The organism is Streptomyces sp. NPDC002671 (assembly GCF_053592475.1).
The window spans coordinates 86,749-113,089 of record NZ_JBSFVU010000025.1 but is presented as its reverse complement, the minus strand read 5'-3'; the positions used below and the strand labels follow the sequence as shown (position 1 = coordinate 113,089).

General features: G+C 71.6%; 25 protein-coding genes, 2 tRNA genes and 1 pseudogene. 19 read left to right on the top strand and 9 right to left on the bottom strand.

Going from position 1 to position 26,341, the window contains the following annotated elements:
• Window positions 1-14: 14 nt before the first annotated feature.
• Both ACWD35_RS32435 and ACWD35_RS32430 read left to right on the top strand, forming a co-directional pair.
• A tRNA-Gln gene (locus ACWD35_RS32435) sits at window positions 15-86 on the top strand.
• Window positions 87-114: 28 nt separating this feature from the next.
• Window positions 115-187: transfer RNA gene (locus tag ACWD35_RS32430), tRNA-Glu, on the top strand.
• A gap of 42 nt (window positions 188-229) precedes the next feature.
• On the opposite strand, the gene ACWD35_RS32425 is transcribed toward ACWD35_RS32430, so the two are convergent.
• A complete protein-coding gene (locus tag ACWD35_RS32425; protein WP_451354907.1) occupies window positions 230-874 on the bottom strand; it encodes a MerR family transcriptional regulator in 645 nt (214 codons plus the stop codon).
• 90 nt (window positions 875-964) lie between these two features.
• On the opposite strand from ACWD35_RS32425, the gene ACWD35_RS32420 reads away from it, so the two are divergent.
• The gene (locus ACWD35_RS32420) at window positions 965-1,492 is read left to right on the top strand and encodes a DUF4188 domain-containing protein (RefSeq protein WP_451354906.1); all 528 of its coding nucleotides are present in this window, start codon (window positions 965-967) and stop codon (window positions 1,490-1,492) included.
• A gap of 842 nt (window positions 1,493-2,334) precedes the next feature.
• On the opposite strand, the gene ndgR is transcribed toward ACWD35_RS32420, so the two are convergent.
• Complete coding sequence (ndgR, locus tag ACWD35_RS32415) at window positions 2,335-3,051, bottom strand: IclR family transcriptional regulator NdgR (RefSeq protein ID WP_145883474.1); 717 nt, start codon at window positions 3,049-3,051, stop codon at window positions 2,335-2,337.
• Between the two features lie 192 nt (window positions 3,052-3,243).
• On the opposite strand from ndgR, the gene leuC reads away from it, so the two are divergent.
• The 4 genes from leuC to ACWD35_RS32395 all read left to right on the top strand — a co-directional run bounded on the left by leuC (window position 3,244) and on the right by ACWD35_RS32395 (window position 6,575).
• Complete coding sequence (leuC, locus tag ACWD35_RS32410) at window positions 3,244-4,677, top strand: 3-isopropylmalate dehydratase large subunit (RefSeq protein ID WP_451354905.1); 1,434 nt, start codon at window positions 3,244-3,246, stop codon at window positions 4,675-4,677.
• 5 nt (window positions 4,678-4,682) lie between these two features.
• A complete protein-coding gene (gene leuD / locus ACWD35_RS32405) occupies window positions 4,683-5,276 on the top strand; it encodes a 3-isopropylmalate dehydratase small subunit (RefSeq protein WP_451354904.1) in 594 nt (197 codons plus the stop codon).
• Between the two features lie 287 nt (window positions 5,277-5,563).
• The gene (locus ACWD35_RS32400) at window positions 5,564-5,794 is read left to right on the top strand and encodes an SCO5555 family protein (RefSeq protein WP_451354903.1); all 231 of its coding nucleotides are present in this window, start codon (window positions 5,564-5,566) and stop codon (window positions 5,792-5,794) included.
• A gap of 136 nt (window positions 5,795-5,930) precedes the next feature.
• The gene (locus ACWD35_RS32395; protein WP_451354902.1) at window positions 5,931-6,575 is read left to right on the top strand and encodes an HU family DNA-binding protein; all 645 of its coding nucleotides are present in this window, start codon (window positions 5,931-5,933) and stop codon (window positions 6,573-6,575) included.
• A gap of 88 nt (window positions 6,576-6,663) precedes the next feature.
• Here ACWD35_RS32395 and ACWD35_RS32390 read toward each other — a convergent pair whose 3' ends face one another.
• Together ACWD35_RS32390 and cofC are read right to left on the bottom strand one after the other, a co-directional pair.
• Window positions 6,664-6,867 (bottom strand): hypothetical protein, encoded by a 204-nt coding sequence (locus ACWD35_RS32390; protein ID WP_451354901.1) that lies wholly within the window; start codon window positions 6,865-6,867, stop codon window positions 6,664-6,666.
• Between the two features lie 63 nt (window positions 6,868-6,930).
• Complete coding sequence (gene cofC / locus ACWD35_RS32385; protein WP_451354900.1) at window positions 6,931-7,569, bottom strand: 2-phospho-L-lactate guanylyltransferase; 639 nt, start codon at window positions 7,567-7,569, stop codon at window positions 6,931-6,933.
• A 141-nt stretch (window positions 7,570-7,710) separates the two neighbouring features.
• On the opposite strand from cofC, the gene ACWD35_RS32380 reads away from it, so the two are divergent.
• The 3 genes from ACWD35_RS32380 to ACWD35_RS32370 all read left to right on the top strand — a co-directional run bounded on the left by ACWD35_RS32380 (window position 7,711) and on the right by ACWD35_RS32370 (window position 10,739).
• The gene (locus ACWD35_RS32380) at window positions 7,711-8,481 is read left to right on the top strand and encodes a lysophospholipid acyltransferase family protein (RefSeq protein ID WP_451354899.1); all 771 of its coding nucleotides are present in this window, start codon (window positions 7,711-7,713) and stop codon (window positions 8,479-8,481) included.
• Complete coding sequence (locus tag ACWD35_RS32375; protein ID WP_451354898.1) at window positions 8,478-9,488, top strand: NAD(P)H-dependent glycerol-3-phosphate dehydrogenase; 1,011 nt, start codon at window positions 8,478-8,480, stop codon at window positions 9,486-9,488. Before ACWD35_RS32380 ends, ACWD35_RS32375 begins: the two co-directional genes overlap by 4 nt.
• A gap of 93 nt (window positions 9,489-9,581) precedes the next feature.
• Complete coding sequence (locus ACWD35_RS32370) at window positions 9,582-10,739, top strand: D-alanine--D-alanine ligase family protein (protein ID WP_451354897.1); 1,158 nt, start codon at window positions 9,582-9,584, stop codon at window positions 10,737-10,739.
• Window positions 10,740-10,764: 25 nt separating this feature from the next.
• On the opposite strand, the gene ACWD35_RS32365 is transcribed toward ACWD35_RS32370, so the two are convergent.
• Window positions 10,765-11,283, bottom strand: a complete 519-nt coding sequence (locus ACWD35_RS32365) for a DUF3515 domain-containing protein (RefSeq protein ID WP_451354896.1) — start codon at window positions 11,281-11,283, stop codon at window positions 10,765-10,767.
• A gap of 20 nt (window positions 11,284-11,303) precedes the next feature.
• Window positions 11,304-11,537, bottom strand: a complete 234-nt coding sequence (locus tag ACWD35_RS32360; RefSeq protein ID WP_030040983.1) for an Lrp/AsnC family transcriptional regulator — start codon at window positions 11,535-11,537, stop codon at window positions 11,304-11,306.
• Between the two features lie 249 nt (window positions 11,538-11,786).
• Here ACWD35_RS32360 and ACWD35_RS32355 point away from each other — a divergent pair, with 249 nt between their 5' ends.
• Window positions 11,787-12,752, top strand: a complete 966-nt coding sequence (locus ACWD35_RS32355) for a thiamine-phosphate kinase (RefSeq protein ID WP_451354895.1) — start codon at window positions 11,787-11,789, stop codon at window positions 12,750-12,752.
• Window positions 12,749-13,549: a bifunctional hydroxymethylpyrimidine kinase/phosphomethylpyrimidine kinase gene (gene thiD, locus ACWD35_RS32350; protein ID WP_451354894.1), complete on the top strand. Its 801-nt coding sequence runs from the start codon at window positions 12,749-12,751 to the stop codon at window positions 13,547-13,549. Before ACWD35_RS32355 ends, thiD begins: the two co-directional genes overlap by 4 nt.
• Window positions 13,550-13,672: 123 nt before the next feature.
• On the opposite strand, the gene rpmB is transcribed toward thiD, so the two are convergent.
• Window positions 13,673-13,858, bottom strand: coding sequence for a 50S ribosomal protein L28 (rpmB, locus tag ACWD35_RS32345; RefSeq protein WP_009190838.1), 186 nt, complete (start codon window positions 13,856-13,858; stop codon window positions 13,673-13,675).
• 258 nt (window positions 13,859-14,116) lie between these two features.
• On the opposite strand from rpmB, the gene ACWD35_RS32340 reads away from it, so the two are divergent.
• A complete protein-coding gene (locus tag ACWD35_RS32340; protein ID WP_451354893.1) occupies window positions 14,117-15,835 on the top strand; it encodes a DAK2 domain-containing protein in 1,719 nt (572 codons plus the stop codon).
• Between the two features lie 12 nt (window positions 15,836-15,847).
• Here ACWD35_RS32340 and ACWD35_RS32335 read toward each other — a convergent pair whose 3' ends face one another.
• Both ACWD35_RS32335 and ACWD35_RS32330 read right to left on the bottom strand, forming a co-directional pair.
• Window positions 15,848-18,820: a tetratricopeptide repeat protein gene (locus ACWD35_RS32335; protein WP_451354892.1), complete on the bottom strand. Its 2,973-nt coding sequence runs from the start codon at window positions 18,818-18,820 to the stop codon at window positions 15,848-15,850.
• On the bottom strand, window positions 18,820-20,679 hold the full coding sequence (locus tag ACWD35_RS32330) for an HSP90 family protein (protein WP_451354921.1): 1,860 nt from the start codon (window positions 20,677-20,679) through the stop codon (window positions 18,820-18,822). Before ACWD35_RS32330 ends, ACWD35_RS32335 begins: the two co-directional genes overlap by 1 nt.
• A 177-nt stretch (window positions 20,680-20,856) precedes the next feature.
• Here ACWD35_RS32330 and recG point away from each other — a divergent pair, with 177 nt between their 5' ends.
• The 6 genes and pseudogenes from recG to rpmF all read left to right on the top strand — a co-directional run bounded on the left by recG (window position 20,857) and on the right by rpmF (window position 26,341).
• A complete protein-coding gene (recG, locus tag ACWD35_RS32325; protein ID WP_451354891.1) occupies window positions 20,857-23,079 on the top strand; it encodes an ATP-dependent DNA helicase RecG in 2,223 nt (740 codons plus the stop codon).
• A gap of 71 nt (window positions 23,080-23,150) precedes the next feature.
• Window positions 23,151-23,750 (top strand): annotated as a pseudogene (gene rsmD / locus ACWD35_RS32320) (16S rRNA (guanine(966)-N(2))-methyltransferase RsmD); the annotation flags it as partial.
• Between the two features lie 26 nt (window positions 23,751-23,776).
• On the top strand, window positions 23,777-24,256 hold the full coding sequence (coaD, locus tag ACWD35_RS32315) for a pantetheine-phosphate adenylyltransferase (protein ID WP_451354890.1): 480 nt from the start codon (window positions 23,777-23,779) through the stop codon (window positions 24,254-24,256).
• A 57-nt stretch (window positions 24,257-24,313) separates the two neighbouring features.
• Window positions 24,314-25,375, top strand: a complete 1,062-nt coding sequence (locus ACWD35_RS32310; protein WP_451354889.1) for a cell division initiation protein — start codon at window positions 24,314-24,316, stop codon at window positions 25,373-25,375.
• Between the two features lie 145 nt (window positions 25,376-25,520).
• Window positions 25,521-26,165, top strand: coding sequence for a YceD family protein (locus ACWD35_RS32305; RefSeq protein ID WP_451354888.1), 645 nt, complete (start codon window positions 25,521-25,523; stop codon window positions 26,163-26,165).
• Window positions 26,166-26,167: 2 nt separating this feature from the next.
• Window positions 26,168-26,341, top strand: coding sequence for a 50S ribosomal protein L32 (gene rpmF, locus ACWD35_RS32300; RefSeq protein ID WP_003951102.1), 174 nt, complete (start codon window positions 26,168-26,170; stop codon window positions 26,339-26,341).

Below are 26,341 nucleotides of genomic sequence, written 5' to 3'. Positions count from 1 at the left end.
GTCTAAACCATCATTGGTCTATGGTGTAATTGGCAGCACGACTGATTCTGGTTCAGTTAGTCTTGGTTCGAGTCCAGGTAGACCAGCTCGGACCTGCGGAAACGCAGTGTCCAGGCCCCCGTTGTGTAGCGGCCTAGCACGCCGCCCTCTCAAGGCGGTAGCGCCGGTTCGAATCCGGTCGGGGGTACGCACAGGAAAGGCCCTCCACTTCGGTGGAGGGCCTTTCGCGTTACTTGAAGCCGTACCGCCGCGCGGACTCCTCCTCCTGCGCCAGCCGGTGCAGCGCCTGCAGCAACGGCTCGGCCAGGATCGCTCCGAGCACCGCGGTCTCCACCTTCTCCGCCTCCGAGGGGTGCGTCTCCACGAAGTCGAGGTCGAGGATCGCCGCCTGGTGCATCAACTGGGCGTAGGCGGCGAGCCGTTCGGGGGCCCAGTCGTAGCCGAGCCGGCGGAGCGCGGCCACGGACACCACGAGTGAGCGGTACGCGGGGGAGATGGCGACGAGCATCTTGGCGTTCGACCAGCCCAGCGAGTCCAGCAGCTCGTCCGCTTCGCGGTGTGCGGCCTGGATGTACTCGTCGTCCTCGTCCGGCTCCGGCAGCTGCGGCAGCGCCCACAGGGCGGCGCCCATGCGGATCGTGCGGCCCAGTGAGTCGTCGTCGACGTGCCCGAGCACCTCCCGGACCGTCGCCACCGGGATCCGGCCGACCTGAATCATCGCGCGCACCAGCCGCAGCCGGCGCAGGTGCTCCTCGTCGTACTCCGCGGTCGTCATGTTGACCTGGCGGCCCGGGGCCAACAGCCCTTCACGCAGGTAGTACTTGATCGTCGCGGTCGACACACCGCTGCGTCTGCTCAACTCGGCGAGCCGCATCCCTTGCGTCCCTTCTTGGATAACGGCACTATCTAAACACGCGCCGCTTGGATAGCGGTGCTCGCCGACACGGGGTGACGAGGGGGAGCCATGCCTGAAAACCGGATCATCCGGGGTCGTACGACCGCTGATGCCGAGGGCGATGTGGTGGTCCTGCTGATAGGCATGCGGATCAACCGCTTCTGGGCGGTGCACGTATGGCTGCCGGTGATGCTGGCGATGCTCCGCATGCTGCGGGAGCTGAAGCGCGACCCGGCACGCGGCCTGCGCAGCCACGTCCTGCTGACGGCGTCGCCGCGCACGTACTACGTCGTGCAGTACTGGGAGTCCAAGAAGCAGCTCTACGCCTACGCGACCGCGCCCGACGCCTTCCACCACGAGGCCTGGGCAACCATCAACCGCAAGGACCGAGCCGGGAAGCTGGCCGGACGCGTGGGCATATGGCACGAGACGTACATAGTCCCCGAGGGCTCCTACGAGGCCATCTATGGCGACATGCCGGCCTTCGGCCTGGCCGCGGCCCACGGCCAGATCCCCCTGGAGCGCCGTGGCCGCTACGCCAAGGACCGCTTCGCCTACCGCTCACAGCAGGCACCGGCGGCAGAGAAGACCGGCTGAGCGGGGGAGAGGGCTGGTCTGCGGGGGGCCGTTGGGGAGGCCGACTGGCGGGGGCCGCGCGCGGGAGGCCGGCCGGCGGGAGATCCGGCCTACGGGGTCCGTCGGCCGGGGGCTGGCCGACGGGAGGCTGGTCCACGGGGGCCGGTTGCCGGGGGGAGCCAGTCTGCGGGGGTGGTCGGCGGGGGCCGCGCATGGGAGGCGGGCTGACGGGGGGGGCCGGTCTACGGGGGGCTGGCTGGCGAGAGCGCTGGTCTACGGGGGAGCCCGTCTGTGGGGTCGGGCGGCGAAGGAGCCTGTCGACAGGGGGGCTGGTTGGCGGGAGATCCGGTCTGCTGGGTCGGTTGGCCGGGGAGCCGGTCCAGGGGCCGGTTGCCGGGGGAGCCGGCCCGGCAAGGGAGCCGTGCAGGAGGCCGGCTGGGTGGGGAACGGTCGACGGGGAATCCGTGTACGGGAGGCCGGCCGACGAGGGATCCGGCCTACGGGGTCCGTCGGCCGGGAGCCGGCCGACAGGAGGCTGGTCGACGGGGGCCGGTCTGCTCGCTCGGTCAGCGGAGGGGCCGGTTGCCAGGGAACCGGTCGACAGGGGGGCCGGTCGGCAAGGGCCGTGCAGGAGGCCGGCTGGGTGGGGAACGGTCGACGGGGAATCCGTGTACGGGTGGCCGGTTGCCAGGGGAGCCGGGCGCTGGGGAAGTCGTGCACGGGAGGCCGGCCGGCGGGGAACCGGTCGACAAGGGAGCCGTGCGCGGGGGGCCGGTCGGCGGGGGAAGTGAGGAGGGCTGCCGCGGCGTTGGGGCAGGCCCTCCTCGGGGTTTCCGGGAGTTTGCCGGGGGTTCGGCGGGGGTTCAGCCTGAGCGGCGCAGCGCCTCGGAGAGGCGGCCGGCGGCGTCGATGACCGCCTGGGCGTGCATACGGCCGGGGTGGCGCGTCAGGCGCTCGATCGGGCCGGAGACGGACACCGCGGCCACCACGCGGTTGGAAGGTCCGCGTACGGGCGCTGAGACGGACGCGACGCCGGGCTCCCGCTCGCCGATGGACTGGGCCCAGCCGCGCCGCCGTACGCCCGAGAGGGCCGTCGCCGTGAAGCGGGCGCCCTGGAGGCCGCGGTGCAGGCGCTCCGGCTCCTCCCAGGCCATCAGGATCTGTGCCGAGGAGCCCGCCTTCATCGTGAGCGTGGAGCCGACCGGGACCGTGTCCCGAAGTCCGGACAGCCGCTCCGCCGCGGCCACGCAGATGCGCATGTCACCCTGGCGTCGGTAGAGCTGTGCGCTCTCGCCGGTGACATCGCGCAGGTGCGTGAGCACCGGGCCCGCCGTGGCCAGCAGGCGGTCCTCGCCGGCCGCCGCGGCCAGTTCCGCGAGGCGCGGGCCGAGGATGAACCGGCCCTGCATGTCGCGTGCCACCATGCGGTGGTGTTCCAAGGCCACGGCCAGACGGTGGGCCGTGGGTCGTGCCAGTCCGGTGGCTCCGACCAGACCCGCGAGGGTGGCCGGACCGGACTCCAGAGCGCTCAGGACGAGGGCCGCCTTGTCCAGAACGCCGACGCCGCTACTGTTGTCCATGCAACGATATTCACGTCTCACTCTGTGAAACGCAAGTTCAATTTTCCGTGGAACCCGCCACTCTGGAATCACACAGCGGCCCGTGGACCAAAGGGCCTGGCGGCGGACGCCCGGAATCAGCAGGGGCGAGGGCGCCGTCTCCTCAAGATCTCTAGTTGGGCCGCAGAACATTTGTCGGCCGAAGGGAAAGCGATGGGTAGGACACTCGCGGAGAAGGTCTGGGACGACCACGTCGTCCGGCGCGCCGAGGGCGAGCCCGACCTCCTCTACATCGATCTGCACCTGCTGCACGAGGTGACCAGCCCCCAGGCCTTCGACGGCCTGCGCAAGAGCGGTCGCCAGGTGCGCCGCCTCGACCTCACCATCGCGACCGAGGACCACAACACCCCGACCCTCGACATCGACAAGCCGATCGCCGACCCGGTCTCCCGCGCCCAGCTGGAGACCCTGCGCAAGAACTGCGCCGAGTTCGGTGTGCGCCTGCACCCGCTCGGCGACGTCGAGCAGGGCGTCGTCCACGTCGTGGGACCGCAGCTGGGTCTGACCCAGCCGGGTACGACCGTCGTCTGCGGTGACTCCCACACCTCCACGCACGGCGCCTTCGGTGCCCTGGCGTTCGGCATCGGCACCTCCCAGGTCGAGCACGTGCTCGCCACCCAGACGCTGCCGCTGGCCCGCCCCAAGACCATGGCCATCACCGTCGAGGGCGAGCTGCCCGAGGGCGTCACCGCCAAGGACCTGATCCTGGCGATCATCGCCAAGATCGGTACGGGCGGCGGCCAGGGCTACATCCTGGAGTACCGCGGCTCCGCCATCGAGCAGCTCTCGATGGAGGCCCGGATGACCATCTGCAACATGTCGATCGAGGCCGGCGCCCGCGCGGGCATGATCGCCCCCGACGAGACCACCTTCGCGTACCTCGAGGGCCGCCCGCACGCTCCCGAGGGCGCCGACTGGGACGCCGCCGTCGCGTACTGGAAGACGCTGAAGACCGACGAGGACGCCGTCTTCGACGCCGAGGTCGTCATCAACGCCGCCGAGCTGTCCCCGTTCGTCACCTGGGGCACCAACCCCGGCCAGGGCGCGCCCCTTTCGGCGTCCGTCCCCGACCCGGCTTCGTACGAAGACGCTTCGGAGCGCCTCGCCGCCGAAAAGGCCCTGGAATACATGGGGTTGGAGGCCGGCCAGCCGCTGCGCTCCATCAAGGTGGACACCGTCTTCGTAGGCTCCTGCACCAACGGCCGCATCGAGGACCTGCGCGCCGCCGCCGAGCTGCTGCAGGGCCGCAAAGTCGCCGACGGCGTACGGATGCTGGTCGTCCCGGGCTCCGCGCGGGTGGGTCTGCAGGCCGTCTCCGAGGGCCTGGACGTGGTCTTCAAGGAGGCCGGCGCCGAATGGCGGCACGCGGGCTGCTCGATGTGCCTCGGCATGAACCCCGACCAGCTGGCCCCGGGTGAGCGCTCCGCGTCCACCTCCAACCGCAACTTCGAGGGCCGGCAGGGCAAGGGCGGCCGTACGCACCTGGTGTCGCCGCAGGTCGCGGCGGCCACCGCGGTCCTGGGCCACCTGGCCTCGCCCGCCGACCTGACCGACGTATCCGCCGCTGCCGCGCCCGCTGGAGTCTGAGAACCATGGAAGCCTTCACCACCCACACCGGCCGGGCCGTCCCGCTGCGCCGCAGCAACGTCGACACCGACCAGATCATCCCTGCTCACTGGCTCAAGAAGGTGACCCGGGACGGGTTCGAGGACGGGCTGTTCGAGGCCTGGCGCAAGGACCCGGAGTTCGTGCTCAACCGCCCCGAGCGGCAGGGCGCGACCGTCCTGGTCGCCGGGCCCGACTTCGGCACCGGCTCCTCCCGTGAGCACGCGGTCTGGGCGCTGCAGAACTACGGCTTCAAGACCGTGATCTCCGCCCGCTTCGCGGACATCTTCCGGGGTAACTCGCTGAAGAACGGCCTGCTCACGGTGGTCCTCGACCAGAAGACCGTGGACGCGCTGTGGGAGCTGACCGAGCGGGACCCGCAGGCGGAGATCACCGTCGACCTCGAGGCCCGCGAGGTGCGCGCCGAGGGCGTCACCGCCTCCTTCGAGCTGGACGAGAACTCCCGCTGGCGGCTGCTGAACGGCCTGGACGACATCTCCATCACCCTCCAGAACGAGGACGACATCGCCGCCTACGAGACCAAGCGCCCCTCGTACAAGCCGCGCACGCTCCAGGGCTGAGATCCGTACCCCGAAGGGCCGGACCTCCGCATCCTGAGGGGTCGAGTTTCGGCCACCTCAACACCTACCCTGTACCCCCGATCGCCACGATTGGGGGTACAGCTGTGTCTGCACCCGGACGGCCCCGCGCGCTCTCGCCGCCGCGCTCAACTTCCCACGTTAGAAGGGTGATTGGCGGGGTACGCGCACCGTTGGATCCAGGCTTTCGGAGCGGCCGAGAGGGCTGTCAGGGGCGGCAGTTACCCCCTGCGCAGGCGACAACTCGCCCCAGATGGCACAATCTGTGCATGGAACACGACGGCCAACTCGACCTCTATACGGCAGTCGCGGACCAACTAAAGGAAGCGCACTCCCGGGTGCGCGCACTGCAAGTCCCGGAGGGCGTACGGATGGCGCTGACCCGGAAGCTGCTGGTCATTACGGCTGCGGCCAAGCACGATCTCGCCGATGCGGCAAGGCGGCTCGAACGGTTCACCGCGGACCTCGACGAGGGTCGGATCCCCGAAGAGGACAGCTGAACAGTTCGAGACAGCCGAGTCCGTTGCGGCACAAGGGTGATAAGCCCGTTTCGTGTTTGATTTGCGGTATATATCTGCCTAACGTGCGAAAAAGCTTGAACACTTTCGTTCTGGCGATGTCTCCGAAGGGGAAGACGTGAACAAGGCGCAGCTCGTAGAAGCGATTGCCGACAAGTTGGGGGGCCGCCAGCAGGCCGCCGAGGCTGTCGACCATGTCCTGGACGCCATCGTCCGCGCGGTCGTCGCAGGTGAGCGGGTCTCGGTCACCGGCTTCGGGTCCTTCGAGAAGGTGGACCGCCCCGCCCGTTACGCCCGCAACCCCCAGACGGGCGAGCGGGTTCGGGTCAAGAAGACCTCCGTTCCGCGCTTCCGCGCCGGCCAGGGCTTCAAGGACCTGGTGAGCGGCTCGAAGAAGCTCCCGCGGGGCGGCGAGGTCTCCGTCAAGAAGGCCCCCAAGGGCAGCCTCACCGGCGGTGCTGCCGCGACGGTCAAGAAGGCCGCCGCGAAGAAGACCGCCAAGGCTGCCGCGAAGAAGGTCACGGCCAAGAAGGCCGCACCGGCGAAGAAGGTCACCGCCAAGAAGGTCACCGCGAAGAAGGTCACGGCGAAGAAGGTCACCGCCAAGAAGACCACGGCCGCCGCCAAGACGGCTGCCGCGAAGAAGGTCACGGCCAAGAAGGCCCCGGCGAAGAAGGTCACCGCCAAGAAGGCCCCGGCCAAGAAGTCGACGGCTCGCAAGACCACCGCCAAGAAGGCCACCGCTCGCAAGGCGACGTCGTAAGGACGCCAGGGCACTCACGCGCCGGGCCGGACTCCCCTGGGGAGCCCGGCCCGCGGCGTATGTAAGGGGAGTTACTGCGTAACGGCAGTTACAGCGTCTGAAGCGTCACGAGGGTGATCCGGACGGCGTCCTTCTCGCCCTCCGTCTCGATCCGCACCCGCTGCCCCGGCCGCAGCAGCCGCAGCCCGCCCGCGTCGAACGCGGCGGCATCGAAGGGCACCGGGGTGCCGTCGTCCAGCAGCACCTGCCCACTGCGGGTTTCCGGGTCGTACGTGTACGCGGTCGCTTGCATGGCGGCCAGCCTAATGCTCGGGCGTCTGCGGCACCTTGCCGGCGCCGGTGGGCGACCCCCGGCTCAGGACCCCGGGATCAGCAACCCCGCCGACACCGCTGCCGTATGCCGGCCCACCCCCAGCGCCAGCGCCGCGCGCAGGTCCGCGCCGGTGTCCACGTCCTGCCGTACCGAATCCACCGCCGGCAACCGCAGTTCCGCTGCGCCCGAGGCGCGGTGGCGGGCGCGGGAACCGGTGCCGAAAGCCGGGAGCAATTCCTGGCCGGGGGCCGCGGCCAGCAGCGTCGTGCCGAGTGCCGCCGCGTCCGGGAGAAAAGCCCGCGGGAATTCCGCCGCCGCCTCCAGTACCCGGGACAATTCCTGCGGGCGCAGAGCCGGCAGATCGGCGTTCAGGGCCGCGACCGGGACGCGGGGGGACATTTCCCGTACGACGGTGGCTCCGTGCCTCAGGGCGGCGTTCAGGCCGCTTCCCGGGGCGTCGGGGACGATCCGTGCACCCAGCGCCGCCAGTTCCCGGCCGGCCAGCTCGTCGTCCGTGACGACCGCCACACCCGCGACCGCCCCGCAATCGACGGCCGCGGCCACCGTGTCCTGCGCGAACGCGAGTGCCAGTCCCGGGCGCACCCCGTCGGCGGCGGTGTCCGAGAGCCTGCTCTTGGCCAGCGTCAGGGGCTTCAGGGGGATCACCAAGGTCCACTGCACCGGATCATTGTCCCCCGGGTCATCTGGCGGCCCTCGTGTCGGGGCGTACGGTGTTCTCGACAGACCGGCGGCCTGGAGCGACACTTGTGCGGCCCCCGGCCCAGGTGGCAGCCCCTTAGAGGCCTAGAGGAAGGTGTCCGCGTGCCCCGCCGCAGAATCGGCTTCTGGTACCGCTTCGCCGCGGTGATCTGCAAACCGCCGCTGGTGGTTCTGATCAAGCGGGACTGGCGTGGAATGGAGCACATTCCGGCCGAGGGCGGATTTATCACCGCGGTGAACCACAATTCCCACGTTGATCCTTTCGCGTACGCCCATTACCAGTACAACACCGGACGGGTTCCGCGATTCCTGGCGAAGAGCGGACTTTTCAAGAAGGGATTGGTCGGCGCCGCCATGCGCGGTACCGGACAGATCCCCGTCTACCGCGAGAGCACGGACGCGCTCAGCGCCTTCCGCGCCGCGATCGACGCCGTGGAGCGCGGCGAGTGCGTCGCCTTCTACCCCGAGGGCACCCTCACCCGCGACCCGGACGGCTGGCCCATGACCGCCAAGACCGGCGCCGCGCGCGTGGCCCTGCAGACCAAGTGCCCGGTCGTCCCGGTCGCCCAGTGGGGCTGCAACGAACTCCTGCCGCCCTACTCGAAGAAGCCCAACCTCTTCCCGCGCAAGACCCACCACGTCCTCGCGGGCCCGCCCGTGGATCTCTCCCGCTTCTACGACCAGGAGATGACCGCCGAGCTCCTGAAGGAGGCCACGGAGGCCATCATGGCGGCCGTCACCCGCCAGCTGGAGGAGATCCGCGGCGAGAAGGCGCCCGCGACGCCGTACGACCCGCGCCTGGAGCGGATCGAGCAGCGCCGCCGCACCCAGGCGCAGACGACGGGCAAGCAGGAAGAGGGGCAGAGCAAGTGAGCAAGCCGGTCAAGGCGGCGGTCTTCAGCGCCGGTTCGTGGGGCACGGCCTTCGGCATGGTGCTCGCGGACGCCGGGTGCGAGGTCACCCTGTGGGCGCGCCGCCCGGAGGTCGCGGAGGCGATCAACGCCACCCGGACCAACCCGGACTACCTCCCGGGCGTCGAGCTTCCGGAGAACCTCCGCGCGACCACCGATCCCGCCGAGGCCGCCGCCGACGCCGACTTCACCGTCCTGTCGGTGCCCTCCCAGACCCTGCGCGCCAACCTCGCCGAGTGGGCCCCGCTGCTCGCCCCCGGGACCGTCCTCGTCTCCCTGATGAAGGGCGTCGAACTCGGCTCCACCATGCGGATGAGCGAGGTCATCGAGGACGTCACCAAGGTCGGCCCCGAGCGCATCGCCGTGGTCACCGGGCCCAACCTGGCCCGTGAGATCGCCGCTCGTATGCCCGCCGCCGCCGTGGTCGCCTGCACCGACGAGGCCGTCGCCCGGCGGCTCCAGGCCGCCTGCCACACGCCGTACTTCCGGCCGTACACCGAGACGGACGTGGTCGGTTGCGAGCTGGGCGGCGCCGTGAAGAACGTCATCGGCCTCGCCGTCGGCATCGCGGACGGCATGGGGCTCGGCGACAATGCCAAGGGTTCGCTCATCACGCGCGGTCTCGCGGAGACCGCGCGGCTCGGGGTCGCGCTCGGCGCCGACCCGCTGACCTTCTCCGGACTCGCGGGCCTGGGCGACCTGGTGGCCACCTGCTCCTCGCCGCTGTCCCGCAACCACACCTTCGGCACCAACCTCGGCAAGGGCATGACCCTGGAGGAGACCATCGCGGTCACCAAGCAGACCGCCGAGGGCGTCAAGTCCTGTGAGTCCGTGCTGGATCTGGCCCGCCGGCACGGCGTCGACATGCCCATCACCGAGACGGTCGTCGGAATCGTCCACGAGGGCAAGCCGCCGGTGGTCGCTCTCAAGGAGCTGATGTCGCGCAGCGCGAAGCGCGAGAGGCGTTGACCACGACGCTGAGCGACCGTCCGTGCGACGCTGAGCGACGGCGGCAAAGTGGGCGCTGACTCGGGGGATACCAGCGGGTACTCTCAACGCGATATGAGCACCGAGAACCTCCCCCAGAGCCCTGAGCAGCCGTCCCGGAAGCCGCGCGTGGCCGTTGTATTCGGCGGGCGCAGCTCCGAACACGGGATCTCCATGGTCACCGCCGGCGCCGTCCTCGAGGCCATCGACCGGACGAAGTACGACGTCCTGCCGATCGGCATCACGCGGGAGGGCCGCTGGGTGCTCACCGCCGACGCGCCGGAGCGGATGGCGATCACCGACCGCCGCACCCCCGAGGTCCAGGACCTGGCGGAATCCAGCGAGGGCGGCGTCGTGCTCCCCGTCGACCCCGCGAACCGCGAGGTCGTCTACACCGAACCCGGCTCCGTGCCCAAGGCCCTCGGCGAGGTCGACGTGGTCTTCCCGGTGCTGCACGGCCCCTACGGCGAGGACGGCACCCTCCAGGGCCTCCTGGAACTGTCCGGAGTGCCGTACGTGGGCTCCGGCGTGCTCGCCTCGGCCGTCGGCCAGGACAAGGAGTACATGAAGCGGGTGTTCACCTCCTTCGGGCTCAAGGTCGGCCCGTACGTGGTGATCCGGCCCCGCGAGTGGCAGCAGGACGAGTCCGCCGCCCGCAAGAAGATCATCGACTTCGCCGGCGAGCACGGCTGGCCGCTCTTCGTGAAGCCCGCGCGCGCGGGTTCGTCGATCGGCATCACCAAGGTCGACGACCTCTCCGGTCTCGACGAGGCCATCGCCCTGGCGCAGCAGCACGACCCGAAGATCCTGGTGGAGGCGGCGCTCAGGGGCCGCGAGATCGAGTGCGGCGTCCTGGAGTTCGAGGACGGGCCGCGCGCCTCCGTCCCGGCCGAGATCCCGCCGCCGGACGCGCACGCGTACTACGACTTCGAGGCCAAGTACATCGACTCCACGCCCGGTGTCGTGCCGGCCCCGCTCACCGACGAGGAGACCGCCGAGGTGCGCCGTCTCGCGGTGGACGCCTTCGAGGCGGCCTCCTGCGAGGGCCTGGTCCGCGCGGACTTCTTCCTCACCGAGGACGGCGAGTTCGTGATCAACGAGATCAACACGATGCCCGGCTTCACGCCCATCTCGATGTACCCGCAGATGTGGCAGGCCACCGGCATCAGCTACCCGGAGCTGGTGGACCGCCTGGTGCAGGCCGCGCTGCGCCGCTCGACCGGGCTGCGCTAGCGCTCCCGTCACACCGCATGGAGGCTCAGCGCATGGAGGCGATCCCCTTGGGGATCGCCTTCCTGACGGAGGGCGCGAGATCCGCGAGGATCGAGGCGCCCTCCTGCTGCGCCGACATGCCCTTGGGCACGGTCACCTGCACATAGGCCACGCGCTTGGCCGTGGTGAACCGCCAGGTGCCGTCGCCCTGCTTCTCCATGAGCCAGTCGACGCCGTCGACCCCGCCCGGGATCGCGTCCGGGTCACCGCCCTCGGCCACCTTGGGATCGACCATCTTCGGCGGCCGTACGACACCGCAGCGCAGTATGATCGCCGGGTTTCCCCAGCCCGCCGTGTAGGCGGACCGGGGCGCGGGGTCGTTGCGGGTCCGTCCGTCCAGCTTCCCGGGCAGCACCGGGTGCAGCGCACGGCACGCCTTCGCCGTCCTGGCGTCGGGGGTGGGAACCGTGGTCGCCGCGTTGTCGTCTGCCGAGGAGCAGCCCGCGACCGCGATCAGCAGGGCGGGCGCGAGCAGGCCGAGGGGCCGGTGACGGAAGAAGTTCACCGGCCAAGCGTAGACGGGGGCTACAGATGCACGACCGGACAGGTCAGGGTGCGCGTGATGCCGTCCACTTGCTGGACCTTGGCGACCACCATGCGGCCGAGGTCGTCGACCGTGTCGGCCTGGGCGCGCACGATCACGTCGTACGGACCCGTCACGTCTTCGGCCTGGATCACTCCAGGGATCTTGTTGATGGTCTCGGCGACGGTCGACGCCTTGCCGACCTCCGTCTGGATCAGGATGTACGCCTGTACCACGGAACCTCCAAGGCGGCCACGAGGATCATGTGGGGAAAAGGAACGCCACGGTATCGCGTCGCCGCTCTCCGCGGGGAGACCCACGGAAACCGGGCTTGCGCGCCAGGGTGCAGGCACGACAGAAGTTGACGGTCGTCCCGACAGTATCGGACGGTCATCCTGACCGTATCTGACGGTCTTCTCGACCGTATCGAGGACACTGGTGACGCGCGAGCGGGCAAGGCAAGAGGCAGAAGGGGAGCAAGCGTCATGAAGGGCACTGTTGGTGAGCTCGGAGAGTTCGGGCTCATCAGGGAGCTCACCTCCCGTCTGACCACCACCCCGGCGGTCCGGGTCGGCCCCGGCGACGACGCCGCGGTGGTCGCCGCCCCCGACCGCCGGGTGGTGGCGAGCACCGACATCCTGCTGGAGGGGCGGCACTTCCGCCGCGACTGGTCCACGGCCTACGACGTGGGCCGCAAGGCGGCGGCCCAGAACCTCGCGGACATCGCCGCCATGGGCGCCGTACCGACCGCGCTGCTGCTCGGCCTGGTCGTCCCCGCCGAACTCCCGGTCACCTGGCCCAGCGAGCTGATGGACGGCCTGCGCGACGAGTGCCAGGTAGCCGGCGCCTCCGTGGTCGGCGGAGACGTCGTACGCGGCGACACGATCATGGTGTCGATCACCGCGCTCGGCGATCTGCGCAACCAGGAGCCCGTGACCCGCTCCGGAGCCCAGCCCGGCGACCTCGTTGCCGTCACGGGCTGGCTGGGCTGGTCCGCGGCCGGTTACGCGGTGCTCTCCCGCGGCTTCCGCTCGCCGCGCGCCTTCGTGGAGGCCCACCGGCGCCCCGAGCCGCCGTACCACGCGGGTCCGGCCGCCGCCGCGCTCGGCGCGACCGCCATGTGCGACGTCAGCGACGGTCTGATCGCCGACCTCGGGCACATCGCCGAGGCCAGCAAGGTCCGCATCGACATCCGCTCCGGCGCGATCGACATCCCGTCCCAGATGAACGACATCGGACAGGCCGTCGGCGTCGACCCGATGCAGTGGGTGCTGGCCGGCGGAGAGGATCACGCGATCGTCGCGACCTTCCCGTCGGACACCAAGCTCCCGGCCCGCTGGAAGGTCATCGGCGAGGTCCTCAACCCCTCGGCGCTGCCCCAGGTGACGGTCGACGGGGCGCCCTGGACCAGCAAGGGCGGCTGGGACCACTTCGGGGACATCGAGTCATGAGCGCCTCTGCCGTGCCTCCCCGGGTTCTGACCGTGGCCGGCTCCGACTCCGGCGGCGGCGCGGGCATCCAGGCCGACCTCAAGACGATGCTGGCGCTCGGCGTGCACGGCATGAGCGTGATCACCGCCGTGACCGCACAGAACTCCCTGGGCGTGCAAGGCGCCTGGGAGCTGCCGGTGGAGGCGGTGCGGGCGCAGTACCGCGGCGTCGTCGACGACATCGGCGTACAGGCCGTGAAGACCGGGATGCTCTCCTCGGCCGAACTGGTCGAGGAGGTCGCCGAGTTGATCTCCGGTACGGACGCCCCTGCGGTCGTGGACCCGGTCGGCGTCTCCAAGCACGGCGACCCGCTGCTGGCCGCGTCCGCGCTGGACTCGGTGCGCACCAAGCTGCTGCCGGCGGCGACCGTGGCGACCCCGAACCTGGACGAGGTGGCCCAACTCACAGGCGTACGGGTCGAGTCGGAGGGTGATCTGCGACGGGCCGCGGCGGCCGTGCTGGCGTACGGGCCGCGCTGGGTGCTGATCAAGGGCGGGCACCTGGCGGGGGACGCCCTGGACCTGCTCACGGACGGCTCCGCGGAGCACTGGCTGCGGGCACCCCGCCACGACAACCGGCACACCCACGGCACGGGCTGCACGCTGGCCTCCGCGATCGCGTCGGGGCTGGCGAAGGGACTGGCCGTGCCCGAGGCGGTGGCCGAGGCCAAGGAGTACGTCACCGGGGCGATCGCCGCCGGGTTCGCCCTGGGAGCGGGGATCGGGCCGGTGGATCACGGGTGGCGGTTCAGGGGCTGAACCAGCTGAACCACAGGAGGGGAGCGAGGGGAGCAGCGAGTGGGTACGGCAAAAAGCCGGCCCACCCTGAGGTGGACCGGCTCAGTGCAGCGAACCAGCAGTGGCCGCGCGCTTAGCTGTGCGTCAGCGCGAGACCTTGCCGGCCTTGATGCACGAGGTGCAGGCGTTCACGCGCTTCGGCGTCCCGCCGACCACGGTACGCACACGCTGGATGTTCGGGTTCCAGCGACGGGACGTACGGCGGTGCGAAAACGAGATGTTGTTGCCGAAGCCCGGCCCCTTGCCGCAGACGTCGCAGTTGGCAGCCACGGGTCACTCCAAAGACTTCAGATGCACTTACGGATAATCCCGGCAGGCCGGGATCGAGATCATAAGACCTGAGATCTTGAGTGGCGTTGCCAGGGGACTGCCCGATCAGGATCGGGCAACCGGAGCAGCATACAACGGCTGCTTCGGTACAACGAAACTACCATGGCAGCTCAGGGCCCCGCTCCCGGCCCTCTTCCGGTGGACACCGGTGCAAGGTCTACGCTGCGTCCACCGTCCAGCCAGCTCAGGGAGGCGCAGGTGGCGCAGGTGCCGCAGACATTCTTCGATGCTCTCGCGGTGCGCTCCTGGTGCGGTCTGGCGCTGCGGGCACTGGGGCAGGCGCGCGCCGAGATCGACGCGATCAACGTCTATCCGGTGGCGGACGGCGACACCGGGACCAACCTGTACCTGACCCTGGAGTCCGCCGCGGCGGCCGTGGAGGCCGTCTTCACCGGGTACGAGACCGGCTCCGAGGAGCCGTCGCTCGCCGACGCCGTGCACGCCATGGCCCACGGGGCGCTCATCGGGGCCCGGGGCAACTCCGGGACGATCCTGGCGCAGCTGCTGCGCGGCATGGCCCAGGTGCTCGCCGAGGCGGAGGCGTCGCACATCGACGGCACGGGGCTGCGGCTGGCGCTGCGGCACGCGGCCGACTCCGCCCGGCAGGCCGTGGCGCACCCCGTCGAGGGCACCGTGCTGACGGTCGCCTCGGCCGCTGCCGACGCCGCCGAGGGGGCGGGGGAGGCCGGGGACGACTGCGGGGCGGTCGCGCGGGCGGCCTACGAGGGCGCGCGTGCGGCCCTGGCGGCCACTCCCGGCCAGCTGGCCGTGCTGGCGCGGGCCGGCGTGGTCGACGCGGGCGGACGGGGGCTGGTGGCGGTGCTGGGGGCACTGGTGGAGGCGTTCACGGGGGAGACGATGACCGGGCAGGCGGTGACCGGGGAGGTGGCTCGGGAGGCCGTACCCGCCCCCGCTGCCGACGCGCACGCGCGCGTGGCCGCCGTTTCCGAGTGCGCCGAGGCCGACGAGCTGTGCGCCGACGGTGGCGAGAGCGGGGGCCCCGCCTTCGAGGTGATCTATCTCCTGGAGGCCGGTGACACGGCCGTGGCCCGGCTGCGTGAGCGGCTCGACGCCCTCGGGGACTCCCTCGTCGTGGTCGGCGGCGACGGGCTGTGGAACGTCCACGTGCACGTCGACGACGCGGGCGCCGCCGTGGAGGCCGGCGTCGAGGCCGGGCGGCCGTACCGGATCCGGATCACGCACTTCGGGTTCGGCGACGCGCACACGCGCGGCGAGCGCCCGCCGCGCGAGCGCGCCCAGCGGGCCGTCGTCGCCGTCGTACCGGGGGAGGGCCTGGCCGGGCTGTACACAGAGGCCGGCGCGACCACCGTCCTCGCGCGCCCGGGGGAGCCGCCGGCCAGCGGGGAGCTGGTGCAGGCCGTACGGCGCGCCCACGCGCGCGAGGTCGTGCTGCTGCCCAACGACGGCGAGCTGCGCCACACGGCCGCGGCGGCGGCCGAGCAGGCCCGCGCCGAGGGCATCCGCGTGGCCCTGATCCCGACCCGCTCGGCGGTCCAGGGCATCGCCGCGCTCGCGGTGCACGAGCCGGAGCGCCGGTTCGACGAGGACGTCGTCCAGATGACCTCGGCGGCGGGCGCCACCCGGTACGCCGAGGTCGTCGTCGCCGAGCACCGGTCCTTCACGACGGCCGGCATCTGCCAGGCCGGTGACGTCCTCGGCCTGATCGACGGCGATGTGGCGGTGATCGGCCAGGACGTCACCGCCACCGCCGAGACCGTGCTGGACCGCATGCTCCAGGCCGGCGGCGAACTGGTCACCGTCGTCGTCGGCGACGAGGCTCCGGAGGCCGTCGCCGAACACCTGGAGGCCCGTGTACGCGAGTCCTACCTGGCCGTGGACACGGTGGTGTACCGGGGCGGCCGGCAGGGGGCACTGCTGCTCATCGGCGTGGAGTGAACCGGCCCCCGGTTATTCCCCGCTCCCGTCCAGCTGGAGCATCTGGTGCGCCTCCGCCCGTCGGGCCTGGACGATCTCGTCCGCGTCGTCGGCGCCCTCGTAGGCCGCGAGCACGCCACGCGCGCGTGCCACCGCGTCGGCGGGCCGGCCCAGGTCGGCCTCCAGCCAGCCCGCGGCGAGTTCGGCGCCGGTACGGCTGTGCAGACCGTCGGCGCCGAGGGTGCCGAACAGCGTGGCCGCGCGGGCCATCTGGACCAGAGCGCCTTCGAAGGCCCCCTGAATCCCCTGATCCTGGTCCGCCTGATCTGCCTGGTCCGTCTCGTCCACCTCGGCCGCCGAGCGGGCCAGCAGTTCGCCGAACTGGCGGTGGGTGTTGGCAAGTTCGGCGGTGAGCTGATCGCGGGCCATCGGGCCGGCGGCGGCTTCCAGCGCCCGCTCGCACTCCCGCACCGCCTGCGCCATCCGCTCCCGCGCGCCCTCCGCTCCGGCCTCTGCGCGCAGGGCCAGCCACGCGCGGGCGCGCAGGGAGCGGACGAGGAAGGGGGCGTTGCCGAGCGAGCGCCACAGGTCGCCCGCGCGCGTGTAGGCCTGGTCCGCCTCCTCCAGCAGCCCGGCGTTGCTCAGGGACTCGGCGGCGAGGTGGGCCAGCGTGGCGTGGTCCTGCTGCTCGGGCCAGTGCCGGGCGAGCTCGGCGGCCCGCAGCCGGTGTTCGGCGGCGGCCCGGTGCTCGCCCAGCTCGCTCAGGCAGTCCCCGAGCCACCACCGAGCCTGCACGACCACGCCGTCGCCGTGCGTCTCGGCGCTCACCTCGGGCAGCACCGACTCCAGCACCTCGGCGGCCTCCGCGCACCGCCCCTCCCGGAGCAGGAAGCCGCCCAGCTGGTGCCGGGCCCAGACGCCCAGCGCCGCGCTCTCGCCCGCCTCGTCGGCCCAGTGCGCGGCCTCCAGGGCGTGCTCCGCCGCCTCCCCGGCCGCACCCCGGGCGCCGGTCACCTCGGCGAGCTGGAGGTGCAACTGGGCCCGGCCGGCCGCCTCCACGTACGGCCCGCCGTGCTCCAGCGCCGACCGCAGCGCCCGCTCGGCCCCGGCCAGGTCACCGACCTGATGGGCGAGCCCGGCGACCCGGACCTCGTACTCGACCGCGAACCAGGGCAGCCCCGCCCCCACGTACTCCGCGGCAGCCCGCCGGAACAACTCCATCGCCCGCTCCACGTTCCCGGCCCGCTCGGCCAGCTCCGCGAGCATCGCCCGCCCCTCGGCCCCCCGGGCCGCAAGCCGCACGTCACCATCACCACGCCCGTCCACGAGCGCCAGCACCTCGCGTACGGCCTGCTCGGCGTCGTGCAGGGCGGCGTCGGCGTCCCGCGCCGAGAGCGCGGCGGCCCCGCCCGCGGCCTCCGCCCCCGCGTCCACCCGGCGCATCAGGATCCGCGCCCTGCTCATCAGCACCGACGCCGTCTGCCGTACGCCGGTGGACTCCTCGGCGTAGAGCGCGAGGATCTCGTCGTACGGGGCGGTGACCGCCGCCAGTGCCGCGTCCAGCTCGCCTGCCAGGGCGCGGACGTGCGCTCCACGCGCGCGTGCCGCCAGTGCCTCCCCGGGGTCGCCCGCCTCCGCGTACAGGGCGGCGGCCCGGTCGAACAGGGCGATGCCCTCGGGGCCGCGGGACATCGCCTCGTGGTCGGTGAGCTCCGCCCGGGAGCGCGGATCCAGCTCCACGTCCTCGGCGGCCCGTGCCACCGCCTCCCACGCCTCCAGGGCGCGCGGTTGCAGCGTGTCCGACAGCCGGCGTGCCTCGGTGAGGAGAGCGGCGAGGTCGGACGGCTCCGGGGCCGCCTCCTGCGGGGGGCGCGCCGGGGCGGCCGTCCGCGCGGGAGCGCGTACGCCCAGCGGCAGGCGGTCCACCAGCGGTTGCTGGGCCATCCGTTCGCGGACGCGGTCGCCGACGTACGACGTCCCGTTGCGCAGGTCGAACCGCTCGGCCAGGTCCAGCGCCTCCGCGCGCGCGTGCGCGGCGAGTTCCCGCGCGGTCCACACGCGGCCGGCCGGGCCCGGTACCCGCTGCTCGCCCAGGCCCAGCCCGGTCAGCCGGTCCATCAGCAGCGTCACCACGGCCAGGAAGTCCAGGCGGCTGCGCGGATGCCCGGTGTCGGTGAAGTACGCCGGCCGCTGCGCGAGCAGTTCGAGGCCGCGCGCCTCGTTGCCGGTCAGGGCGCAGAACTCCACGTGGTCGGCGTAGGCGCCGCGCATGCTCTCCATGGGGCGGACGAGGCGGAAGCCGCGCAGATGGTGGGCCCGGGCCTCCGCCACGCGGCCGAGGCGCAGCAGCGGCACCAGCGAGGACGCGAGCACCGTGTGCGGCTCGTGCGCGCAGCTGTACTCGCCCTCCAGCACCGGCGCCCACAGGTCCAGGGCCGCCGCGTCCCGGTCGCACGTGACCTGCCAGCTGCCCTGCCCGTGCAGCTCGCACGCGTGGCAGTCGGCCATCCGGTCCCGGTCCGCGGCGAGCCAGGCGGCATACGCCCGCTCGGCCCGCGCCAGGTCCCCGATGTGCGAGGCCACGCTGAACTCGGCGCTGCGCACGGCCCGTTCGGAGTGACCGGCGAGCCGGTAGCGGTGCTCCATCTCGCCGAGCCACTGCTCGATCGAGGCGAGCGGGATGTGCGGCTGGTCCAGCATGCCGGCCGAGACCCACTTGAACACCCAGTGCAGCGAGTGCGTCTCGTACTCGTCGAAGTCCTCGGGCCGTTCGTCCCACAGGCGCAGCAGCCGCGCGAACGGGACGAACATCTTGTCCTTCTCGGAGCTGTAGTTGTAGACCTTCAGCTGGTGCCCGAGCGCCTCGATCACGGCGAGCGGGACGTCCAGCTTCTCGGCCTCGGCGAGCAGCTGCTCCGCGCGCGCGTTGCGGGCCGGTCCCTCCGGCTGCTCGGAGTTCTCCGCCATCGCCCGGCGCAGCGCGTCGAAGTCCGTGATCTCACCCATCAGCGACCGTTCTCCCCATGCGTGCCCCCGTGTGACTCCCCGTGCGTGGCCCACTCCAGGAGGCCGATGAACGCCCGGTTGAGCAGTGCCGAGTCGGCGGGCCGCAGCGGGCGCTGCGCCATCAGCAGCGCCTGCCCGTACAGCGACTCCGTGGCGGTGCCGATCAGCTCCGGGTCCCCGAGCGAACTGATCCGGCGGATCAGCGGGTTGAGATGGTTGAGCACCAGACGCGCGCGCGGGGCGCTGCCGCGCAGCGAGCCCAGGATCCCTGCCCACAGGTCGTCCGCCTGCTCCTCGGCCTCCGCGCGGGCCTGCTCGTGCCGCGCGGCCCGGTCGTCCAGGTGCAGCGCGGGCACGGAGAGCGGGTGGAAGGCGCGCAGGACGACGTCACAGCCGAGCGGGTCCAGCTTCGCCCGCGCGGCTGCCAGGAAGCCGGACAGCGCCAGCTCCACGCCGGGGTCGACCGCGTCCAGGTGCGCGGTCACGGTGTCCGCGTCCAGTTCGGCGACCACCGTCCCCGGCCGCACCGCGGGCAGCGCCTCGACCAGCTCGCTGTCGTACGTGTAACCGCCGTTGACCACTCCGATGCCCTGCGCCGAGGCGATGGGTGCGACCTGCCGGTACTCCTCGACCGTCCGCGTGAAGTGCACCACCGGGTGCCGCTGGGCGAACTCCTCCAGGGACAGCTGCCCGTCCGTGGTCTCGAACGGCAGCCACGGCAGCATGGTGCGCAGCATGTCGCCGTCGTGCCGCGCCAGGGACTTCACGCCCAGGTGGTGCACGGCAAGGAAGGCGGAAAGCCGCTCCGGATCACCGGCGGCGAGCCCCGTCAGCCAGGAGCGAATCCTTTCGCCCAGGGCTTCCCGTACAGCGGCGAGGGTCTCGTCCTCGTACAGCGACTCGCGCGAGGCCGTGGGCCGCAGGCTGTCCGTGTCCAGCACGCAGCGCACGAAGAACGCCCAGTCCGGCAGCAGTTGTTCGGCCCGCTCGGTGAGCAGCATGCCCTTCAGGTGCACCCGGTGGGTGGCCCGCTGGGCGGGGCTGACCGCCGACGGCAGCACGTACGCCACCCCGCGGATCCCGGCCAGCGGCACGTCCAGGTCGATCGAGTCCAGCGGGGTGAACCCGAACAGCTCGTGACAGTGCCGGGCCAGCGCCACCCTGCGGGCGGTGGGGGAGAGGTGGGGCCGGTCCCAGGGCGCCGGCAGGTCCGTGACCGGCTCCTCGCCCACCCGGACGTCGTACGGCAGCAGCGCGCCGAAGTCCCGGGCCAGCGCGCGCACCCGCTCGGGCGCGAGCCACTCGGCCGCCCCCGCCCGCGCCGTCAGGTACACCGTGGTGCCGGGCTCGGGCCGCTCGGCGTCGGGCAGCGTCCGCACCCGGTACGAGCCGTCGTCGCGCGCCGTCCACTCCACCGGCGGGGCCTCGGGCGTACGGGCGCTGCGGCTGACCACCCGGATGCGCTCGGCGACCACGAAACAGGCCAGCAGGCCGATGCCGAACTGGCCCAGGAAGTCGGAGCGGGCCTCCTGCAGGCCCTCCGCGCGCTTGGAGCTGCGCCCGATGGTCGCGAGCAGGCTGTGCACGTCCGACTCGGTGAGCCCGACGCCGCTGTCCTCCACGCGCAGCGCCCCGTCCGCGGCATGCAGCCGCACCCACGCCGGAGCGCCGGGCTCCGCGGCCCGCCGGGCGGTGACGGCGTCCACGGCGTTCTGCAGCAGCTCGCGCAGATAGACCTTGGGGCTGGAGTAGAGGTGATGGGAGAGCAGGTCCACCAGACCGCGGAGGTCGACCTGGAACGTATGAGGTGTGTGAGGTGACTGGGATGCCTGGGCTGACTGCGAGGTCTGGGAGTCCATCGTCACTGCGCCGGAGGGGGGAGTGCGTGCGGCGCGGGGTCGGGCGGTCCCGGTCTGGGGCGGTGACCGCGGGGGATGGCCGGAGCGCGCCATCCTAGGCCCGGAACGGCCCACCTGACCAGCGCTTTCCCGAATCCCAGCGCAGCGTCTACGGCATTGTCAGTGGAGTGGTGTGCAATGGATCTCGTGCCCGCACTGCAAGAACCGCTGAAGCAACCACTGAAGTCGGTGCTCGGCCCCGCCACCGCGAAGGTGATGGCCGAGCACCTAGGCCTGCACACCGTCGGCGACCTCCTGCACCACTACCCGCGCAGATACGAGGAGCGCGGCCAGCTCACCCACCTCGCCGACCTCCCCATGGACGAGCACGTCACGGTGGTCGCCCAGGTCGCCGACGCCCGCCTGCACTCCTTCGCCTCGTCCAAGGCCCCCCGAGGCAAGGGCCAGCGCCTGGAAGTCACGATCACCGACGGCAGCGGGCGACTTCAACTGGTCTTCTTCGGCAACGGGGTTCACAAGCCCCACAAGGAACTGCTCCCGGGCACCCGCGCGATGTTCGCCGGCAAGGTCTCCGTCTTCAACCGCCGCCTCCAGCTCGCCCACCCGGCCTACGAGTTGCTGCGCGGCGACTCCGACGAAACGGTCGAGACCTGGGCCGGCGCCCTGATCCCCCTGTACCCGGCCACCGCCAAGCTGGAGTCCTGGAAGATCGGCAAGGCGATCCAGACGGTGCTCCCGAGCGCCCAGGAGGCCCTGGACCCCCTCCCGGACTCCCTCCGCGCGGGCCGCGGCCTCCTCCCCCTCCCCGAGGCCCTGCTCAAGATCCACCGCCCGCACACCAAGGCCGACATCGCCGACGCCCGCGCCCGCCTGAAGTGGGACGAGGCCTTCGTCCTCCAGGTCGCCCTGGCCCGCCGCCGGCACGCCGACGCCCAGCTCCCCGCCGTACCCCGCACCCCGAAGCCCGACGGCCTCATGTCCGCCTTCGACGACCGCCTCCCCTTCACCCTCACCGAGGGCCAGCAGAAGGTCTCCAAGGAGATCTTCGACGACCTGGCCACCGAACACCCGATGCACCGGCTGCTGCAGGGCGAAGTGGGATCGGGAAAGACAATGGTGGCCCTCCGCGCCATGCTCGCCGTCGTCGACGCCGGGGGCCAGGCCGCCATGCTCGCGCCCACCGAGGTGCTCGCCCAGCAGCACCACCGGTCGGTCGTCGAGATGATGGGGGAGCTGGCCGAGGGCGGCATGCTGGGCGGTGCCGACCACGCCACCAAGGTGGTGCTGCTCACCGGCTCCATGGGCGCCGCCGCCCGCCGCCACGCCCTGCTGGACCTGGCCACCGGCGAGGCCGGCATCGTGATCGGCACGCACGCGCTGATCGAGGACAAGGTGCAGTTCCACGACCTCGGCCTGGTCGTCGTGGACGAACAGCACCGCTTCGGCGTCGAGCAGCGCGACGCCCTGCGCGGCAAGGGCAAGCAGCCGCCGCACCTCCTCGTCATGACCGCCACCCCCATCCCGCGCACGGTCGCCATGACCGTGTTCGGCGACCTGGAGACCTCGGTCCTGGACCAGCTCCCGGCCGGCCGTTCCCCGATCGCCAGCCACGTCGTCCCGGCTGCGGACAAGCCCCACTTCCTCGCCCGGGCCTGGGAGCGGGTCCGCGAGGAGGTGGGGAACGGTCATCAGGCGTACGTGGTCTGCCCTCGCATCGGTGACGACATCGACGAGGCGGCCGACCCGAAAAAGGCGAGCAAGTCCCCCGAGGACGAGGCCGAGAAGCGTCCGCCCCTCGCCGTCCTCGACGTGGCCGACCAGCTCGCCAAGGGCCCCCTCAAGGGCCTCAGGGTCGAGGTCCTGCACGGCCGTATGCACCCCGACGACAAGGACGCCGTCATGCGCCGCTTCGCGGCCGGCGAGACGGACGTCCTGGTCGCCACCACGGTCATCGAGGTCGGCGTGAACGTCCCCAACGCCACCGTCATGGTGATCATGGACGCCGACCGCTTCGGCGTCTCCCAGCTGCACCAGCTCCGCGGCCGGGTGGGCCGTGGCTCGGCCCCCGGCCTCTGCCTCCTGGTCAGCGAGATGCCCGAGGCCAGTGCGGCCCGCCAGCGCCTGACCGCCGTGGCCTCCACCCTGGACGGCTTCGAACTCTCCCGCATCGACCTGGAACAGCGCCGCGAGGGCGACGTCCTCGGCCAGGCCCAGTCCGGCGCCCGCACCAGCCTCCGGGTCCTCGCCGTCATCGAGGACGAGGAGGTCATCGCGGAGGCGAGGGAGGAGGCGACGGCTGTCGTGGCGGCAGACCCCGAGCTGGCCGGCCTCCCCGGCCTGCGCACGGCCCTGGACGCCCTGTTGGACGAGGAGAGGGAGCAGTACCTGGAAAAGGGGTGACGGGGAATCGACCCAGGGGCGCAAGGAACTGCGCGACCAGCCACAATGAACCGTAAAGCCGCCCACGGAGAAGGACCCCCAAAATGACCCGCGTGATCGCCGGCGCGGCCGGCGGACGCCGCCTCGCAGTCCCGCCCGGGACCGGCACCCGGCCAACATCAGACCGCGCACGCGAGGGCCTCTTCTCCACCTGGCAGTCCCTCCTCGGCGGCCCCTTGGACGGCGAACGGGTCCTGGACCTCTACGCGGGCTCGGGCGCGGTAGGCCTGGAAGCCCTCTCCCGGGGCGCCGGCCACACCCTCCTGGTCGAGGCCGATGCCCGAGCGGCCCGTGTCGTCCGGGAGAACGTGAAGAACCTGGGCCTTCCCGGCGCCGAGGTCAGGTCGGGCAAAGCGGAACAGATCATCAAGACCCCGCCGGCGGCCGAGCCGTACGACCTCGTGTTTCTCGACCCCCCGTACGCCGTCTCGGACGACGATCTTCGCGAGATTCTGCTCACACTCCGCTCGGAGGGCTGGCTCACCGACGAAGCACTCGTCACCGTGGAGCGCAGCACCAGAGGTGGCGAATTCCGGTGGCCGGACGGCTTCGAGGGCCTCCGGTCCCGTCGCTACGGCGAGGGAACGTTTTGGTACGGTCGCGCCGCCGCTACGTGCGAAGACGCACGATGACCGGACCGGAGAGCGAGGGATCACAAGTGCGCCGCGCCGTCTGCCCCGGGTCGTTCGACCCGATCACCAATGGACACCTCGACATCATTGCCCGCGCCTCCCGTCTGTACGACGAGGTCTACGTCGCGGTGATGATCAACCAGGCCAAGAAGGGCCTGTTCGAGATCGAGGAGCGGATCGAGCTGATCCGCGAGGTCACCGCCGACTACGGCAACGTACGGGTCGAGGCCTTCCACGGCCTGCTCGTCGACTTCTGCAAGCAGCGCGACATCCCGGCCATCGTCAAGGGCCTGCGCGCGGTCAGCGACTTCGACTACGAGCTCCAGATGGCCCAGATGAACAACGGCCTCACCGGCGTCGAAACCCTGTTCGTGCCCACGAACCCCACCTACAGCTTCCTGTCCTCCTCCCTGGTCAAGGAGGTCGCGGCGTGGGGCGGCGACGTCTCCCACCTGGTGCCGCCCGCGGTCCTGGACGCCCTGAACCAGCGCCTCCGCAAGGGCTGATGGGGCTACAGTCGTCCCGTCCGTCTCCAACACAGCTGTAGAGAGTGGCGAGCACAGGTGGACGTGCAGAGAAAGCTCGACGAGATCGTCTCCACGGTCTCCGGCGCCCGGGGCATGCCCATGTCGGCATCGTGCGTGGTCAACCGCGCCGACCTGCTCGCGATGCTCGAAGAGGTGCGCCAGGCCCTGCCCGGCTCCCTCGCGCAGGCGCAGGAGCTGATCGGCGACCGTGAGCAGATGGTCGAGCAGGCCCGCGTGGAGGCCGAGCGGATCATCGGGGACGCGCACGCCGAGCGCGGCTCGCTGATCTCCGGCACCGAGATCGCCCGCCGCTCCCAGGCCGAGGCCGACCGGATCCTCGCCGAGGCCCGCAAGGAGTCCGAGGAGGTCCGCGCCGAGGCCGACGACTACGTCGACTCCAAGCTCGCCAACTTCGAGGTCGTCCTCAACAAGACCCTCGGCTCGGTCGGCCGCGGCCGGGAGAAGCTCCTCGGTACCGGGCCCGGCCTGGACGAGAACGGCTACGAGGACGAGGACGCCCCCGAGCGCAGCCAGGACCCGGAGACCCTGCGGCACAACGCCGACGCTTACGTCGACGCCAAGCTCGGCGCCTTCGAGGCGGTGCTCGCCAAGACCCTGGAGGCCGTCGGGCGCGGCCGGCAGAAGCTGCACGGCCGGATCGCCGCGGACGACCTCGGCGCCCTCGCCGAGGACACCACGACCTTCCAGCACTCCAGCGACGCCGACTACCTCGCCGACCTCGCGGCCCTGGCGGACGCCTCGGACGACCGCCAGGCCCAGCCACGGCAGCCGGAGCCGGAGCCGCAGCAGTCGCCGTACGAGCAGCAGCCGGCCTACGCCTACGAGCAGCAGCAGCCGGACCCGTACGCCGGCTATGGCCAGGAGGCCCCGTACGGCTACCAGCAGGCGGATCCGTATGCCTACCAGGGCTACGATCCCCAGCAGGCCGCCTACGACCCGAACCAGGCCGCTCAGCAGCCCCACCAGGCCCACCAGGTGCCCCAGCAGGGCTACGCGCTGGACGAGACGAGTCTCTTCGACACCGGCATGATCAGCGCGGAGCAGCTGCGGGCCTACGAGCAGGGCCGCGGGCTGTAGCGCGGGGGCGCCGGGGGCACCGGATTGGGACCTGAGCGCAAGGTCCAGTATCCTGGCTCTTCGGTCGCGCGTACGTCCGCGATCAACGCTGCCCGGTGACACCTCCGGAGTGGCGTCCCTTCGAGCATGAAGACCGAAAGCAGGAATGGCTTCCAACGCCCGCCTCGACCACCGCAACCCCCTCGTGATCGACACGCACGAGCTGGGTCGGCGTCCTGGTGCGCTGCAGCGCCTGACCCGCACGGTCGACGCCCCGGCGGACCTCGGCATCGAAGGGGTCATCGGAGTGCCGGAAGGCGCCCCGCTGGAACTCGAACTCCGCCTCGAGTCGGTCATGGAAGGGGTGCTTGTCACATGCACCGCCCGTGCACAGGCTCAGGGGGAGTGCGTAAGGTGTCTGGAGCCGGTCGAGCTGCCGCTCGATGCGGACTTCCAGGAGATGTTCTCGTACCCTGACGCCGACGGCCGGGGCCGCGTGATCGCGGAACCGGGCGACGACGCCGAGGACGACGAGGACAGGCTCTTTGTCGAGGACGGTCTGATCGACCTCGAACCTCTGCTGCGCGATGCGGTGGTGCTCGCACTGCCGATGCAGCCGGTGTGCCAGGAAGACTGCCCGGGTCTGTGCTCCGAGTGCGGAGTGCGGCTCGCGGACGACCCGGACCACCACCACGACGCCGTCGACATCCGTTGGGCGGCTTTGCAGGGACTCGCCGGTTCGCTCGAACCCGGCGAGAAGGACGAGATGAGCGGCGCCGAAGCGGGCGTCGACGAGAAGCAGGAGAAGTAGCCGTGGCTGTTCCGAAGCGGAAGATGTCGCGCAGCAACACGCGCCACCGCCGGTCGCAGTGGAAGGCTGCGGTCCCCACCCTGGTTGCGTGCGAGCGCTGCCACGAGCCCAAGCAGCAGCACATCGCGTGCCCGTCTTGTGGCACCTACAACAAGCGCCAGGTCCTCGAAGTCTGA

Bases quoted from the DNA above. Each gene is read 5' to 3' on its own strand.
- ACWD35_RS32370 (WP_451354897.1), top strand. From the start codon at position 9,582: ATGAGCACCGAGAACCTCCCCCAGAGCCCTGAGCAGCCGTCCCGGAAG.
- ACWD35_RS32355 (WP_451354895.1), top strand. From the start codon at position 11,787: ATGAAGGGCACTGTTGGTGAGCTCGGAGAGTTCGGGCTCATCAGGGAG.
- ACWD35_RS32425 (WP_451354907.1), bottom strand. From the start codon at position 874: ATGCGGCTCGCCGAGTTGAGCAGACGCAGCGGTGTGTCGACCGCGACG.
- ACWD35_RS32305 (WP_451354888.1), top strand. From the start codon at position 25,521: ATGGCTTCCAACGCCCGCCTCGACCACCGCAACCCCCTCGTGATCGAC.
- leuD (WP_451354904.1), top strand. From the start codon at position 4,683: ATGGAAGCCTTCACCACCCACACCGGCCGGGCCGTCCCGCTGCGCCGC.
- leuC (WP_451354905.1), top strand. From the start codon at position 3,244: ATGGGTAGGACACTCGCGGAGAAGGTCTGGGACGACCACGTCGTCCGG.
- recG (WP_451354891.1), top strand. From the start codon at position 20,857: ATGGATCTCGTGCCCGCACTGCAAGAACCGCTGAAGCAACCACTGAAG.
- ACWD35_RS32330 (WP_451354921.1), bottom strand. From the start codon at position 20,679: ATGGACTCCCAGACCTCGCAGTCAGCCCAGGCATCCCAGTCACCTCAC.
- ACWD35_RS32335 (WP_451354892.1), bottom strand. From the start codon at position 18,820: ATGGGTGAGATCACGGACTTCGACGCGCTGCGCCGGGCGATGGCGGAG.
- ACWD35_RS32390 (WP_451354901.1), bottom strand. From the start codon at position 6,867: ATGCAAGCGACCGCGTACACGTACGACCCGGAAACCCGCAGTGGGCAG.
- ACWD35_RS32400 (WP_451354903.1), top strand. From the start codon at position 5,564: ATGGAACACGACGGCCAACTCGACCTCTATACGGCAGTCGCGGACCAA.
- ndgR (WP_145883474.1), bottom strand. From the start codon at position 3,051: ATGGACAACAGTAGCGGCGTCGGCGTTCTGGACAAGGCGGCCCTCGTC.
- ACWD35_RS32420 (WP_451354906.1), top strand. From the start codon at position 965: ATGCCTGAAAACCGGATCATCCGGGGTCGTACGACCGCTGATGCCGAG.
- thiD (WP_451354894.1), top strand. From the start codon at position 12,749: ATGAGCGCCTCTGCCGTGCCTCCCCGGGTTCTGACCGTGGCCGGCTCC.